This window comes from Nocardia wallacei (genome assembly GCF_014466955.1).
In the GTDB taxonomy this organism is placed as follows: Bacteria; Actinomycetota; Actinomycetes; order Mycobacteriales; family Mycobacteriaceae; genus Nocardia; species Nocardia wallacei.
The window spans coordinates 6,409,002-6,423,623 of the sequence record NZ_AP023396.1 but is presented as its reverse complement, the minus strand read 5'-3'; the positions used below and the strand labels follow the sequence as shown (position 1 = coordinate 6,423,623).

The 14,622-nt window shown below is 70.9% G+C and carries 14 protein-coding genes; 9 read left to right on the top strand and 5 right to left on the bottom strand.

Annotated features, from left to right (window positions below):
* The first annotated feature begins 84 nt into the window (after positions 1–84).
* The 3 genes from NWFMUON74_RS28520 (at position 85) to NWFMUON74_RS28510 (ending at position 3,991) form a co-directional block, all read left to right on the top strand.
* The gene (locus NWFMUON74_RS28520) at positions 85–2,466 is read left to right on the top strand and encodes an acetyl-CoA acetyltransferase (RefSeq protein ID WP_187684830.1); all 2,382 of its coding nucleotides are present in this window, start codon (positions 85–87) and stop codon (positions 2,464–2,466) included.
* 67 nt (positions 2,467–2,533) lie between these two features.
* Positions 2,534–3,058: a hypothetical protein gene (locus tag NWFMUON74_RS28515; protein ID WP_232110654.1), complete on the top strand. Its 525-nt coding sequence runs from the start codon at positions 2,534–2,536 to the stop codon at positions 3,056–3,058.
* 36 nt (positions 3,059–3,094) lie between these two features.
* Complete coding sequence (locus NWFMUON74_RS28510; RefSeq protein ID WP_187684829.1) at positions 3,095–3,991, top strand: M48 family metalloprotease; 897 nt, start codon at positions 3,095–3,097, stop codon at positions 3,989–3,991.
* A 12-nt stretch (positions 3,992–4,003) separates the two neighbouring features.
* Here the strand turns inward: NWFMUON74_RS28510 and NWFMUON74_RS28505 are convergent, their stop codons facing one another.
* Positions 4,004–4,555 carry an SLATT domain-containing protein gene (locus tag NWFMUON74_RS28505; protein ID WP_187684828.1) on the bottom strand — a complete coding sequence of 184 codons (552 nt, stop codon included), beginning with the start codon at positions 4,553–4,555 and terminating at the stop codon, positions 4,004–4,006.
* A gap of 140 nt (positions 4,556–4,695) precedes the next feature.
* Between NWFMUON74_RS28505 and NWFMUON74_RS28500 the strand changes: the two genes are divergently transcribed.
* Entirely contained in the window at positions 4,696–5,079 is a 384-nt protein-coding gene (locus NWFMUON74_RS28500) for a hypothetical protein (RefSeq protein WP_187684827.1), read from the top strand.
* Between the two features lie 84 nt (positions 5,080–5,163).
* Positions 5,164–5,967, top strand: coding sequence for an RES domain-containing protein (locus NWFMUON74_RS28495; protein ID WP_187684826.1), 804 nt, complete (start codon positions 5,164–5,166; stop codon positions 5,965–5,967).
* A gap of 402 nt (positions 5,968–6,369) precedes the next feature.
* On the opposite strand, the gene NWFMUON74_RS28490 is transcribed toward NWFMUON74_RS28495, so the two are convergent.
* Entirely contained in the window at positions 6,370–7,284 is a 915-nt protein-coding gene (locus NWFMUON74_RS28490) for a universal stress protein (RefSeq protein ID WP_187684825.1), read from the bottom strand.
* A 33-nt stretch (positions 7,285–7,317) separates the two neighbouring features.
* Positions 7,318–8,703 (bottom strand): FAD-dependent oxidoreductase, encoded by a 1,386-nt coding sequence (locus NWFMUON74_RS28485; RefSeq protein ID WP_187684824.1) that lies wholly within the window; start codon positions 8,701–8,703, stop codon positions 7,318–7,320.
* Positions 8,704–8,803: 100 nt separating this feature from the next.
* Between NWFMUON74_RS28485 and NWFMUON74_RS28480 the strand changes: the two genes are divergently transcribed.
* Positions 8,804–9,913 carry a TIGR03857 family LLM class F420-dependent oxidoreductase gene (locus tag NWFMUON74_RS28480; RefSeq protein WP_187684823.1) on the top strand — a complete coding sequence of 370 codons (1,110 nt, stop codon included), beginning with the start codon at positions 8,804–8,806 and terminating at the stop codon, positions 9,911–9,913.
* 2 nt (positions 9,914–9,915) lie between these two features.
* Positions 9,916–10,971, top strand: a complete 1,056-nt coding sequence (locus NWFMUON74_RS28475) for a phosphotransferase family protein (RefSeq protein WP_187684822.1) — start codon at positions 9,916–9,918, stop codon at positions 10,969–10,971.
* 5 nt (positions 10,972–10,976) lie between these two features.
* On the opposite strand, the gene NWFMUON74_RS28470 is transcribed toward NWFMUON74_RS28475, so the two are convergent.
* A complete protein-coding gene (locus NWFMUON74_RS28470; RefSeq protein WP_232110653.1) occupies positions 10,977–11,579 on the bottom strand; it encodes a TetR/AcrR family transcriptional regulator in 603 nt (200 codons plus the stop codon).
* Between the two features lie 134 nt (positions 11,580–11,713).
* On the opposite strand from NWFMUON74_RS28470, the gene NWFMUON74_RS28465 reads away from it, so the two are divergent.
* Both NWFMUON74_RS28465 and NWFMUON74_RS28460 read left to right on the top strand, forming a co-directional pair.
* Positions 11,714–13,090, top strand: coding sequence for a flavin-containing monooxygenase (locus NWFMUON74_RS28465; RefSeq protein ID WP_187684820.1), 1,377 nt, complete (start codon positions 11,714–11,716; stop codon positions 13,088–13,090).
* Positions 13,087–14,007: an alpha/beta hydrolase gene (locus tag NWFMUON74_RS28460; protein WP_187684819.1), complete on the top strand. Its 921-nt coding sequence runs from the start codon at positions 13,087–13,089 to the stop codon at positions 14,005–14,007. Before NWFMUON74_RS28465 ends, NWFMUON74_RS28460 begins: the two co-directional genes overlap by 4 nt.
* A gap of 9 nt (positions 14,008–14,016) precedes the next feature.
* On the opposite strand, the gene NWFMUON74_RS28455 is transcribed toward NWFMUON74_RS28460, so the two are convergent.
* Positions 14,017–14,613: a hypothetical protein gene (locus NWFMUON74_RS28455; RefSeq protein ID WP_232110652.1), complete on the bottom strand. Its 597-nt coding sequence runs from the start codon at positions 14,611–14,613 to the stop codon at positions 14,017–14,019.
* Positions 14,614–14,622 lie beyond the last annotated feature (9 nt).

The window sequence follows — 14,622 nt, the reverse complement described above, 5'->3', positions numbered from 1 at the left end:
GGCAGCGGTTGTTCCGAGGTCGGTCCGTTGTCCGGGTCCGGCTCTCCTACTACATTCGGACGAGTGTCCAGTGAGGTGTCTTCCATGGGGTCGGATGCGGGCTTGCCGCCGCACACACCGGTCATCGTCGGCGTCGGTCAGATCTCCGAGCGCCTCGGCGAGCCGGGTTATCGCGGATTGTCCGCCGCCGAGCTGGCGGCCGCGGCGGTGCGCGCCGCGGTGGCCGACACCGGCGGCGACGCGGAAAGGCTTGTCGCGGAACTGGATACGATCGCCGCGATCCGCGCTTTCGACGACTCGAGCGCGTTCGCCCGCGCCGCTCTGGGCGCGCCGGACAATGTGCCGCGAGCCGTGGCCGCACGCATCGGCGCGCGGCCACGCCGCGCGATCCTCGGACCGACCGGCGGGCAGACGCCGCAGCAACTGGTCACCGAGTTGTGCGGGGAGATCGCCGCGGGCAACTCCGCGGTCGCCGTGGTGTTCGGCGCGGAGGCCATCTCCACGGTCCGCGACCTCGCGACCCGCCCTGTCACGGAGCGGCCCGATTTCACCGAGCGCGTAGGCGGTTCGCTGGAGGACCGCGGCTACGGGATCGAGGGGATGACCCCCTCCCAAGGTGTGCTGCACCGGATGGTGGAGCCGGCGGTGTCCTACACCGTGCTGGAGAACGCCCGCCGGGCGCGCCTGGGCAGCTCGCCACGGGAGTACGCGCGGGCCATGGGCGAGCTGTTCGGCCGATTCAGTGCGGTCGCCGCCGATAACCCGCACGCGGCGGCGCCCAGCGTGCGCGACGCCGCGGAACTGATCGCGGTGGACGAGCGCAATCGCCGCATCACCGACGCCTACACCCGGCTGCTGGTCGCCCGCGAACAGGTGAATCAGGCCGCCGCGGTGCTGATCGTGTCGCTGGCGGCGGCGCGGCGGCTCGGTATCGCGCAGTCGCGCATGGTGTTCATGCCCGGGCACGCCGACCTGACCGAGCGGGCCTTGCTCGAGCGACCGGACCTGAGCCGCAGTCCCGCGGCCGTGGCCGCCGTCCGCTGCGCGCTGGACCTGGCCGGGATCGAACTCGATCAGGTGTCGGTGCTGGACCTGTACAGCTGCTTCCCGATCGCGGTGTTCAATCTCTGCGACGGCCTGGGGCTGGCGCCGGACGATCCGCGGGGCCTGACGGTCACCGGCGGCCTGCCGTACTTCGGCGGACCCGGCAACAACTACACCACCCACGCCATCGCGGAAATGGTTGCGCGCGTGCGCGATCGGCCCGGCAGCTACGGGCTCGTGGCCGCCAACGGCGGAATCCTCAGCAAGCATTCGGTGGGCGTCTACACGACGACGCCCACCGCCTGGCGTTCCGAGCGCACGGCCGTGGCGCGGGCCGAACTGGACGCGGCGCCGGGCGTGCGGCCGGTGTATCACGCCGACGGCCGGGCGACGGTGGAGAGCTGCGCCGTGCGATTCGAGCGCGACGGCTCGGCCGTCGCCATCGTGGTGGGCAGGCTGGACGACGGCAGCCGGTTCCTCGCCAACGTGCTCGAACAGGACACGGCGCTGATAGATGCGCTGACCGGCGACACCGAGCCGATCGGCGGGCAGGTCTTCGTCCGGTCGACCGCCGACGGCAACCGGGTCGCGTCCACGCGGGAGCTGCTGGACGCGCACCTGGGCCCGCGGGTGCCCGCGCTGCGCGAGTCGTACACCCACGTCGTCGTCACGCGCTCGGAGCATGTGCTCGAGGTGATGATCGACCGTCCCGAGGCGGGCAACGCGCTGAACGCGCGGGCGCAGCGCGAACTCGACGAGATCTTCACCGCGTTCCAGCACGACGACGACCTGTGGGTCGCGGTGCTCAGCGGTGCGGGTGACGAAACATTCTGCACCGGAACAGATCTGAGCGAGGTGATATCGCCGCTGCAGCTGCTGGCGCAACCGCGCAGCGGGTTCGGCGGACTGTCGGCCCGGGAGTCCGCGAAGCCGGTGATCGCGGCGGTCAACGGCCGCGCGGACAGCGGCGGACTGGAGCTCGTGCTCGCCTGCCACCTCGTGGTCGCCGACGAGGCGGCCTCGTTCGCCCTGCCCGACACCGGAATCGGGCAGGCCCCGGGCCCCGGCGTGCTGGTGCGCCTGCCCCGGGTCGTCGGCCGGGCGCTCGCGCACGACATGATCGTCACCGGCCGCCGCATCGATGCGGCCGAGGCCGTCGCCGCCGGACTGGTGGCGCGCACGGCCCCGATCGGCAAGGCCCGGACCGTGGCCCGGCAGCTGGCCGCCGAGATCGCCGCGCGCTCACCCGTCGCCATCCGGGCCGCGCTGGCGTTCCTGGCGCACGCCGACCGGACCGCCGACCCGCTCGCCGCCATCGGTGAGCCCGCCCCGCTGCTGGACAAGCTGATCGCCCACCGCGACCCCGTCGAAGGACTCGCCGCGCTGCGCGAGGGCCGAATTCCCCGCTGGCACAACCCGTGACCGGTCGGTATCGCTAGGATCGCACTACTTTTCCGAACGGGAGTTTCCAGACTAGGGAGTTTCGACGATGAAACGAATGGTTTCGGTTGCCGCGGTCGCCACATTCCTCGGTGCGGGAGCGGCCGTGGCCGCGCCCGTCATGGCCGACGCGGGGGAGCCGTGTCAGCTCGGCTGGTCGAATGTCGGGCCGCGCACCTGTGCCAAGAACGATTTCCGGCTCAGTCCGGTATTCACCCTCGGAAACGGCGTGTGCGCCGGACTGATCAACGCCGGCGGCACCGCCTTCGACGGCCCGCTCTACCAGTACTCCGAGGCGCCGGGCGCGGAACACGCTGTGGTCCTGCGGATCACGCAGGGCTTCTCGCCGGTCGGCGAATGGGGTCCGCAGCTGCTGGCCTGCGACGTGACGGCCGTCCTCGACTGGCGCAATCTCGACTCCGGCGCGGCGGGTAGCGTGAGCCGCTTCGTCCCGGCCGGTCAGCGCTCGACCGCGGCGATCCTGGTCGCGGACACCGGGCCCGGCCGGGTCCAGCTCACCTTCCGGACCGACAAGCCGAACATCCCGGCCGCGGCCGAGGTCTTCGTGCCGTAGACTTCGGCTCCGGCCCGGATCGGGGGGTGAAATGCGATGTGGCGGTGGGCAACCGCGGCGCCCACGACGGTAGCGGGTGTGCTGATCGTGTTCGTCGCCGAGCGGTGCGGCGGCCCGTGGGTGGCGGCGGTGCTCGTCGGGAGCTGGCTGTTCGCCGGGGTCGTGCTGTTCGACGCGGCGTGGTTCTCGCCGAACCGGCAGTCGTGGGCCGCCGTCCTCGGGTTCCGCAAGCCGGTCGGCGACGAGGTGGAAATCCTCACTGCCGCATGGGAAAACGTCACTCGGGCACCGGGCCTGGACGGGTGGCCGTATTCCCTGTGGGTGCAGCAATCCGGGCTGCCGAACGCCTACGCCGCGCCGACCCGCATCGTCGCGGTCACCAGCTGGGCGATCGGGTCGCTGCGGCCACGCGCGCTGGAAGCCGTTCTCGCCCATGAACTGGGCCATCACGTGGGTGGCGACCAGCGCCTGCGATTGCTCGCCGCCTGGAGCGCGATCCCGGTGACGGTGGTGAAACGACTCGCCGCCGCGGCCGGGCGGCCGTTGGAGGTGTTCGGTCCCGCCGCGATAGCGATCCGGTTCGCACTCGCCCCGGTCCTGTGCGGGGCGCTGTTCCTGGGAGTGGCCGCCCCGGCGGGGCGACCGGTCGCCCTGGCGCTGTCCGTACTGCTTCTCGTCGAACCGTGCACCGCCGCGGCGCGGTCCCGCCGGGCGGAGTTCGCGGCCGACCGGTTCGCCGCGGAGCACGGGTACGGTCGTGATCTCGCCGCGGCCCTGGGCCGATGGCAGCGGGAGTATCCGGCGCGCACCGGCCTGCTCGCCGTGCGGTCGCGCTGGTTCGGCAGTCATCCGCCGATCGGCGATCGGGTGCGCGCGCTACGGACCGAGCACCTGCGGCGCTATCCGGGCGAGTCCGGAGCAGCGACGGCCTGACGGCCGGGAGCGTCAGCGTGGCGGCGGATCCGCGGGGTCGTCGCCGCGTTCGCGGATGGCTGCCTGGGTGCGGCGCAGCGAGGTCCAGGCCTCGAGGTCCTCCTCGAGAATCTCGTTCAGTTCCCGCATGGTCTCGCGGGCGAGCAGGTTGCGGTCCTCGCCGACGGCCTGCCGCAGTTCGGTGGTGCGCAGCAGGGTCTGCAACTGACCGAGGATCACGCTGCGCTGCACCCACATCTCGCGGTGCCGGTACAGGCCGTCCCAGGCGGTGATGACACCGATCGAGGCGGCGAGGCCGGTACTGAACAGGCCGAGCCACGGCGCGTCGTACACGGCGATGGCGGTGCCGAGCACGGCGATGAGGCCGTTGGCCACAGCCGTCCACACCACGACGTGCTTGGCGCGGGTCTTCACCACGAACCGCGATCGTTCGTACTCGTCCCGGAAAAGATGCAGGTAGTGCACGCTGACACCGAGCGGATCGGCGTCCGCCGGGGGTGACTGTGGGCTGTGCAGGCCGGTGGAGTGGGCCGGTGTCTGCTCGCTGCGGAGCCATCGCCACATGGAGAAACAGCCGTTCGACGAGGGGAGGTGAGATTTTAGGCGGGCGTTACGGTAGCACAGCGGTTGCATCTGGGTGGCATTCTGGCTAGGCTGACCAGGTCCGGCGGATCCGTATTCAGTGCAGCGAGGTGGTGACCGTCATGGCAGTCCCCAACGGAGCGATCACCAGTCACGTGGAGACGGCCCGGCTGCGGCCCTCCGAGCTGGCTCGTCAGCTGGTTCAGCACCTCGGTCCCACGCTGGTGGCCCTGGTCGCCGGTGTGCGCGACCGCAAGCTGCCGCACAAGTGGGCGCACGCCGACGGCCCCCGGCCGCGCGACGCGGCGCTGGCGCGGCTGCAGGTCGCGCACCGCTGTTGGATACTGCTGGCCACTTCCGAGAGCGAGGATGTGGCGCGGTCGTGGTTCATCGGCGCCAACCCCCGGTTGGGCGAGGAGTCGCCGGCGGTGGCCATCCGCGAGGGCCGTTATCCCGAAGTGATCGCTGCCGCAGTCGCTTTCGTCGATGGCTCCGGCGACAACTGAATAGCCCCGAGGTCGTCCCCTCCACTAAGCTCTACTCTCGCATGCGGATCCGAGCCGGCGGTGTGAGGGGAATTCTTCGTGTCTATGAGGGACGTCAGGCGCTCCAGTGCCCGGCGGACCTGTTCGAAGACGGGCTTGGTGCTCGTTCCCTCGGCCAGCCGCGAGGTGTACCGGCTCGCGAAACCGTCCTACGGACCGCTCAATCCGCTGCTGCGCGGGCTGCCCGGCGAGGGTTCCCCGGCGGCCTGGAATCGGTACGACGTCGCCGGGCAGAAGACCGTCTACGCCGCCGGTACCGAGGAGGGCGCCTACGGCGAACTGCTCGCACCGCTCAAGCCGCGCCTGCCCGTCGCCGCGTCGACCTATTTCGACGATGTCCGTCCCGGTGACGAATTGGACTCCCTGATCCGGGAGGAATGGGAGAACGCCGGCTTCCGCGCGCCACGCGAGATCGACCTGACGTGGTTGAGCGAGTACCGGCTGTATCGGCTCACCCTGCCGACCATGGGGTGGTTCATCGACATCGAGGCGGCGTCGAGCCTGTCGGCGATCGCCAAGTATCCGCCGCCGAGTCTGATCGAACGCGGCATCACCGAGGTCAGCGTCGCGGAATTGCGCGGCCGCGACCGCGCTCTCACCACCGCGATCGCCACCCGGCTGTGGCCGATCACCCTCGACGACGACAGCCTCGCCCACGGCATCATGTACGGCTCCCGGCACGGCAGCGAATGGAGCTGCTGGGCGATCTGGTTGCGCCGCACCAGAAGTGGCCGCGCGACCAAGGGACTCATCCCCGTCGCCGACCCCGGCGTCGAGGTACTGCCACCCGCGGTCAACCCACCCCTCGACGCCATCCTGACCACCTACGACCTGACGGGCACCTGGTAACGCCGCGTCAGCGCCGGTCACCACCGCCCGCAGATACCTCGCCCCCCGCGTCAGTGCTGCCGCACCCCACCGCTTTGGCCCTTGCCGCTCCGCGTGTGAGTGCCGCTGCACCACCACCGCTTGGCCCTTGTCGCTCTGCGTGAGTGCCGCTGCTCTACCGCCGGTCGGCTCTTGTCGCTCTGGGTGCGTGCTGCTGCGCTACCACCGGTTGGCTCTTGTCGGTCTGGGTGAGTGCTGCTGCGCGGCCACCGCTTGGCCCTTGCCGCGCGGGGTGAGTGCTGCCGCACCACCACCGGTTGGTCCTTGTCGCTCTGGGCGAGTGCTGGTGCGTTAGCGCCGGTGACCTGGTCGCTCTGCGTTGGCGCTGATGTGCCACCGGGGTGGGGTACTGGTTGCTGGGGGTCAGCGCTGGTGTACCACCATGACGGGGCAGTGTGATTGCTGGACCAGGGTTTGGCTGGTCGAGCCGAGGAGCAGGCCGCGGAATCCGCCGCGGCCGCGACTGCCGACCACCAGTAGCTGCGCCGAGCGCGACCACCCGATCAGGCGATCGCGCGGGCCGGAGAGGTAGACCTTGCGGACGATCACGACGTCCGGATACTGCTCCTGGCAGCGGGCCAGCTGCTCCTGGAGGGTGCGCTGCGCCTCGGCCTCGGTCATCGGGTCGAGTTCCGGTGCGGCGCCCGGCAACCCGCCGACCGGAAGATCGCTCCAGGTGTGCACGGCCACCAGCGGTACGCCCAGGGCGTCGGCCTCGGCGAAGGCGACGCGCGTCGCGGCCTGCCCGGCCGGGTTTCCGTCGACGCCGACCACCACCGGCCGCGCCGACAGGTCCGGGTCCTGCTCGTCGGCGCCGCGCACGACCACGATCGCGCCGTGCCCGTGCGCCACGACGGCCGTGAGCGTGGAACCGAGCCGGGTCAGCGCGCCGCCGACGCCGGAGACGCCGAGCACCACCAGATGGGCCGACCGGGATTGCTCGATCAGCAGCCGGGCCGGGCCGAGGTCGGATACCTCGGTATCGATATCCAGCTCAGGGGCGGTTTCTCGAGCCAGCGCGACCGCGCCGGCGACGCACTCGTCGGCTTTGCGCCGCAGCTTGTCGAGGGCGTCGGCGGCCCCGAGCCGATCCGACCCCAGCAGGAGCCCGGCCGTCGTGAGGCCGAGGCCGTGCAGGATCCGCAGTAGCCTTCCGCGTTCGGCGGCGGTGCGGGCCGCCCACCGCACGGCGCTGTCCGAGGCCCTGGAACCATCCACCCCGACGATGACGTCTCCGGGTGGCCGGGGGTCCGCCGCGGGGTTCGTACCGTGCGTCATGAACATCCCTCCCTGTGATTGCCAGAAGTATGCTCACGGTATCGGAATCGCGTCCTTCCGCACCGCGGACACGGCCTTGCGCGCGGCCACCAGTACCGGATCCCACACCGGCGAGAACGGTGGGGCGTAGCCGAGATCGAGGGCGGTCAGCTGTTCCACGGTCATCCGGGCGGTCAGGGCCACGGCGGCGATATCGATGCGTTTCGCCGCACCTTCCCGGCCGACGATCTGCACGCCGAGCAGTCGGCCGCTGCGGCGCTCGGCGAGCATCTTCACCGTCATGGGCGCCGCGCCGGGGAAATAGCCCGCGCGGCTGGTGGATTCGATGACCACGGTGACGTACTGCAATCCGGCCGCGCGCGCGTCCTTCTCCCGCAAGCCGGTGCGCGCGACCTCCAGGTCGCAGACCTTGCTGACGGCGGTGCCCACCACGCCGGGGAACGTGGCGTAGTCGCCACCGACACCCGCGCCGATGATCTGGCCGTGCTTGTTGGCGTGCGTGCCGAGCGGGATGTGCCGTTGTGCGCCGGAAACCAGATCCAGTACTTCCACGCAGTCCCCACCGGCCCAGATGTTCTCGTGGCCGCGCACCCGCATGGCCAGGTCGGTGAGCAGACCTCCGGACGCGCCCAGGGGCAGCCCCGCGGCGCGGGCGAGTTCGGTGGCCGGGCGGACGCCGAGGCCGAGCACGACCACGTCCGCGGGATATTCGGCGTCGGCGGTCGCGGCCGCGCGGACCCGGCCCCGCGCGTCGGTGCGGATGGCGGTGACCTCGGCGTTGCCGACGACCTGAATACCCAATCCCCGCATGGCTTTTCCGATCAGCACGCCCATGTCGGGATCGAGGGTGGACATGGGCTCGGCACCGCGATTGATCATCGTCACCTGATAGCCGCGGTTGATCAGCGCCTCCGACATCTCGACGCCGATGTACCCGGCGCCCACCACCACCGCGAGGCGGCCCGGGGTGGAGTCGAGGGTGTCGATGAGGGCCTGGCCGTCGTCGAGGGTCTGCACGCCGTGCACTCCGGCGGCGTCGACGCCGGGCAGCGGGGGCCGGCTGGGGCTCGCGCCGGTGGCGAGCACGAGTTTGTCGTAGTCCGTCCAGCTTTCGCCGCCGGTCTCGAGATCGTGTGTCCGGACGCGGCGGCCGGGCACGTCGATCTCGCGCACCTCGGTCCGCAGCCGCAGGTCGATCTCGCGAGCCCGGTGCTCCTCGGGCGTGCGGGCGATCAGATCGTCGCGGTCGGCCACGTCGCCGCCGACCCAGTACGGAATGCCGCACGCCGAGTAGGAGGTGAAGTGCCCGCGCTCGAACACCACGATCTCCAGCTCGCTCGCCGTGCGCAGCCTGCGGGCCTGCGCCGCCGCCGCCATCCCGGCCGCGTCCGCGCCGACGATCACCACACGTTCGCTCATGCGGGCTACGTTACGCAGTAGACAATTTTCCCAATCTGTATACCGAGCCTTGGAACTCGTTCTAGATTGTGGCCATGATCGATGTGGTGGCCCGATAGCCATGGCGGAGCACGATTCCGGGCCCGAGTTGCTCACCGAGCTGGGGTACTACACGCTGTCGCGGCATCCGGTGCGGCCCGCCGAACTCGTCGCGGAGGCGGCCGAGGCGGAACGGATCGGGCTGGGGGCGGCGTTCGTGTCCGAGCGCTTCAACGTCAAGGACGCCGCCGTGCTGTCGGGGGCGCTCGCGGTGGCCGCGCCCCGGCTCGGGGTCGCCACCGCCGCGACCAATCACCACACTCGGCATCCGCTGGTGACGGCGACGATGGGGGCGACGCTCGCCGAATTGACCGGCGGCCGTTTCGCGCTCGGTCTGGGGCGCGGGATCGCCGCTCAGTGGCAGGTGCTCGGCCTGCCCACGGTGACCGGCGCGCAGCTCGCCGAATTCGCGGACCTGCTGCGCCGTCTGTGGCGGGGTGAGACGGTGGTCGGGCACGACGGGCTGATCGGTGCGTACCCGGCCCTGCATCTGGGCGTCACCCTGGCGACTCCGCCGCCGATCCTGTTGGCCACCATGGGTTCTCGCACATTGGCGCTCGCCGGTCGGATGGCCGACGCGGTGGTCCTGCACACCTTTCTCGGCGACGAGGCGACCGCGGCGGCGGTCGGTATCGTGCGCGCGGCGGCCGAACGCGCGGGGCGCGATCCGGCGTCGGTGCGGATCTGGTCGGTGCTGGCGACGGTCGACGAGCGGCACGCCGAGACGGAGCGGCTGCGCCGCCTCTACGGTCGGCTCGCCACCTATCTGCAGGGGTACCCGGACGCGCTGCTGCGCGCGAACCGTTGGCGGGCAAGCGATCTGGACCGCGTCCGCGCCAGTGCCGCGTTCGCCGGGGCGCGCGGCGCGATCGACGCCACCGCGACACCGGCCGAACTGCGCGAACTGGCCGCGGTGATACCGGACGCCTGGGTGCGCGACTGCGCCACCGGATCCGCCACCGACTGCGCCGCGGTTGTGGTCCGGCAGTTCACCCTCGGCGTCGACTCGGTGATCCTGCACGGCGCCACGCCCGCCGAACTCGCTCCGGTGGTGGCCGCCTACCGGACCCGCCGCCCGGTCGCCCGCCGCCCGCCCGTGAACCCCGGCGCTGCCGCCGCCGCAGTGAGGTGATCATGCCGATCGACATCCCCACCAGCGCAGCCGGACTCACGCCGGAGTGGCTGACCGCACTGCTGCGGGCGCACGGTCACGAGGTGACCGTCGAGGGCGTCGAGTCGGCGCCGGTGGGCTCCGGCCAGATGGCGGGCAGCTACCGGCTGACGTTGCGCTACTTCGGCGACACCGCGCTCCCGTCCCGTATGGTCGCCAAACTCGCCACCGGTTCGGCCGACCAGCGCAGCTTCGGCAGTGGCGCGTTCCGCAACGAGGTGCGGTTCTACCGTCACCTCGCCGCCACGGTGCGGGTGCCGCTGCCGCGCTGCCACGGCTCGGCGATGTCGGACTCGGGGGCCGAATTCGTGCTGCTGCTGGACGATCTCGCGCCAGCCGTCCAGGGCGATCAGATCGCGGGGTGTGGCGTCGAGCAGGCACGGGCCGTCGCGGTGGCGGCGGCGGGACTGCACGGGCCGCGGTGGTGCGACGACACGCTGCTCGCCGAACCGGGCCTGGCGCTGCCGACCCAGTCGGACCGCGAGCTGATGGACTCCGTGCTCGCCCCGATGACCGACACCTTCCGCGACCGCTTCGCCGACCGGCTCGGCACACTGGACCGCGCGGCCCTCGATTGGCTCGTGGCCACGGCGGGTGACTGGCTGGTCACCCCGGTGCGCCACTTCGCGCTGCTGCATGGCGATCTGCGCGTGGACAATGTGATGTTCGGCCCCGACGGGTCGGTGACGATCATCGACTGGCAGACCATCACCCCCGGACAACCGTTGCGCGACATCGCCTTTCTCCTCGCGACCAGCCTGCCCACCGCGGACCGCCGGGCGCACGAACGCGCGATCGTCGCGGACTACCACAGCGCGCTGCTGCGGTACGGCGTCGCGGACTACTCGCTCGAGCAGTGCTGGCACGACTACGCCACCCAGCTGATCCAGGCCCCGCTGATCATCGTATTCGGTTGCGGCGCCGCGCAATCCACCGAACGTGGCGATCGGATGTTCCACACCATGCTCACCCGCAGCGCCGCCGCGATCGACGACCTCCTACCGGGCGGGTTGCGCTGAACGAATCAGTGTCCGGGATCGGCGCGCAGGCCGGGCATGACGAAGCGGCGCACGTGACCCAGCACGGCGGCGGGGTCGTCCGCGTCGATCGTCTCGCCGGGCATGGTGCCCACACTGATCAGCACCCGCGCCACCCACTCGGCCACCTCGCGCGGGTCGTGACCGCGATGGATCTCACCCCGGCCGACCGCTGCCTCGACATAGGGCAGCCAGAACGCCGCGAGATCCGGGACCAGCCCCGACACACCGGCGCCCGCGCAGGCGGCGAACTCCTCCGGCTCGGTCACGCGCAGCCGCAGGGGCAGCGCGCCCGGGTCCTCGTAGGCGTGGCGGCCGATGCGCACGCCCGCCACGAGTTGCTCGGTGAAGGTCTCGAGGGTGTCGAGCTGAGTGCGCGCGTCGCTCCAGAAGGAGTCGTTGAGCCGGACGATCGCCGCGCCCAGCAGCGCCGACTTATCCGGGAAGTGCCGGTACAGCCAGGCCCGCGACACGCCCGCCTCCTCGGCGACCTCGATGACGGTGGTGGCGCGAATGCCCTTGCGCGCCAGCAAGGTCTGGGCGGCGTCGAGCAGCCGGTCCACCACCTGCCTGGTCGGTGCCTCGGTCACGCGCCCCGCTCTCGATCGAAGGTCCATTGCCACTCGGTTCCGCGAAAACCATAGCAAGCAGTGGACATATCTGAGATTCTGTCCACCAGTAGACATGTTTTTCAATCTGTCTACCCGCTCCGAAGGGATCGACGATGTATCTACCGCGGACGGCCGTCATCGGCGCCGGCATCAGCGGGCTGACGGCAGGCAAGATGCTCGCCGACTACGGCGTGCCCTACGTCTGCTTCGAATCGTCCGACCGGGTCGGCGGCAACTGGGCGTTCGGCAATCCCAACGGCCACAGCAGCGCCTACCGATCGCTGCACATCGACACGTCCAAGCATCAGCTGTCGTTCCGCGACTTTCCGATGCCCGCGGACTATCCGGACTTCCCGCACCACACACAGATCAAGCGGTATCTCGACGACTATTGCGCCGCTTTCGATCTCGCGGCGGCCATCGAGTTCGGCAACGGCGTCACCGCGGCGCGGCGGCTACCCGGCGGCGGCTGGGAACTCGAGACCGAGCGCGGCGCGGCGCGGCGATTCGATCTGCTGGTGGTGGCCAACGGGCACCACTGGGATCCGCGCTACCCCGACTTCCCGGGCGAGTTCACCGGCGAGACGCTGCACGCGCACCACTACATCGATCCCCGCACCCCGCTGGACTTCCGGGATCAGCGAATCCTGGTGGTCGGGCTGGGCAACAGCGCGGCCGACATCGCGGTGGAACTGTCGTCGAAGGCGCTGGGCAACCGGCTCACCTTGTCGACCCGCTCGGGCGCGTGGATCGTGCCGAAGTACATCGCCGGTCGTCCGGCCGACAAGTATTTCCGCACCTTCCCGTACATCCCGGCGTCGTGGCAGCGCAAGGTGGCCCAGTGGGGCCAGCCGCTGACGGCGGGGCGTCCGGAGAACTACGGCCTGCCGACGCCCAATCACAAGTTCTTCGAGGCACATCCGACCCAATCGGTGGAGCTGCCGCTGCGGCTGGGCTCCGGCGACGTGCTCCCCAAACCCGACATCGCCCGCCTCGACGGCCGCACCGTGCACTTCCGCGACGGCAGCAGCGACGAGTTCGACGTGATCATCTACGCCACCGGCTACAACATCACCTTCCCGTTCTTCGACCCGGAGTTCATCAGCGCGCCGGACAACCGGATCGACCTGTACAAGCGCATGTTCCTGCCCGGTATCGAGGATCTGGTGTTCGCCGGATTCGCGCAGGCGACGCCGACACTGTTCCCGTTCGTGGAATGCCAGGCCCGGCTCGTCGGCGCCTACGCCGTCGGTCGCTACCGGTTGCCCGCGGAGGCCGAGATGCGGCGGGTGATCGTGACCGACCAGCAGCGCTACACCGGGCACATGCTCGACCGCCCACGGCACACTCAGCAGGTCGACTACTTCCTCTACGAACACGACATGCGGGTGCGCGAGCTGCCCGAGGGCGCCCGCCGGGCCGCGAGCGCGGGACCGCCACGCTGGTCGCGGGCGGGGGAGGCGCCGGTGGAACAGGAGGCGGGCCGGTGACCGCGAACCATCGGCAGATCCGATTCGATTCGAACGGAATACTGTGCGACGCTTGGTTTTTCGATCCCGGTGCGGGTGGTCCGCTGGAGCGGTCCGGGCGCTGTCCCGTGGTGGTGATGGCGCACGGCTTCGGCGGCACCAAGGACTCCGGTCTGGCGCCGTTCGCACACGCGCTGCGCGATCTGGGGCTGGCCGTCTTCGCCTTCGACTACCGGGGTTTCGGCGCCTCGGGCGGACAGCCGCGCCAGCGGGTGTCGATGGCGGCGCAACTGGCGGACTACCGCGCCGCGATCGAGGCGGCCGGGCGGCAGCCGGGCGTCGACCCCGGGCGCGTGGTGCTGTGGGGTGTGTCGATGTCGGGCGGACACGCGCTGACCCTGGCCGCGGACCGGCCCGACGTGTGCGCGGTGATCGCGATGGTCCCGCTGGTCTCCGGCCCGGCGGCGGGCGTGCTGGCCTGGAAAGAATTGGGAGCCAAGGCGATCGCCGGTTCCACGGTCACCGCCGTGCGCAGCGCGCTGTCCGCCCGGCTGGGCCGCGAGCCGGTGACCATGCCGCTGGTCGGCCGCCCCGGGGACCGCGCCGCGCTGACCGCCGCGGGCTACCGGGAGAGCTATCTCGCCCTGGCGGGTCCGACCTGGCGCAACGAGGTGGACGCCGCGGTCGCCTTGGAGCTCGGCGGCTACCGGGTCGGTAGGCACGCCGGGCGTATCTCGGCTCCCGTGCTGGTGCAGATCGCCGATTTCGATCGGGTGGCGCCGCCGCACGCCGCGGCGAAGGTGGCGTTCAAGGCGCGCGCGGAGGTCCGGCACTACCCCGGCGACCACTTCGACCTCTTCCCGGACCGGCCGTGCTTCGCCGCGGCGGTCGAGCACCAACGCCATTTCCTCCGAAGGCATCTCGCGGACACCCGATGAGGATCGCGGCTACTTGGTCGGCAACGCGTTCTGCAGCCCGCCGACGTCGGTGATCTTCCAGCCCGCGTTGCGGTCGATGGTGAGCGAATAGGTGACGGTGGTCTGCGCGCCGTCGGGCGTCTGCGCACTGGTCGAGTTCACGTTGAGGTAGGCGTTGACCTTGTAGATGCCGCCGGATTCGGAGGTGACCGCCGCCGACAGCGGCGTCGCCTTCGAGGTCCACTGCAGGGGCAGCAGGATCTGCTCCAATTGCGGTGCGGTGGCGTCGAATTTCGCGGAGAGCTGCGGCGTGGTCCCGGCCTGCAGGCGGGTGATCCAGCTCTTGACGTCGTGGAAGTCGATGGTGGACGCGCCGACGGCGTAGTCGGTGGCGATCTGCTCGGCGTGCCGATCGTCGGCGGCGCGGGCGTCGCGGTCGGCGAGGGTCGACCGTGCCGACCAGTAGAGTCCCGCGAAAACCGTTGTGGCGATGAGAAGTCCGGCGATCGCCGCGGCGAGCAGCACCGTCGACAGCCGGATGGAGACGGTGCGTGGTTGCGGGGCGGCCGGTTCGGGCTTGTGCTCCGGCGCCGTGCGGGTGGGTTCCTGGTCTGTCGCAGTGGTCATGCTCTGTTC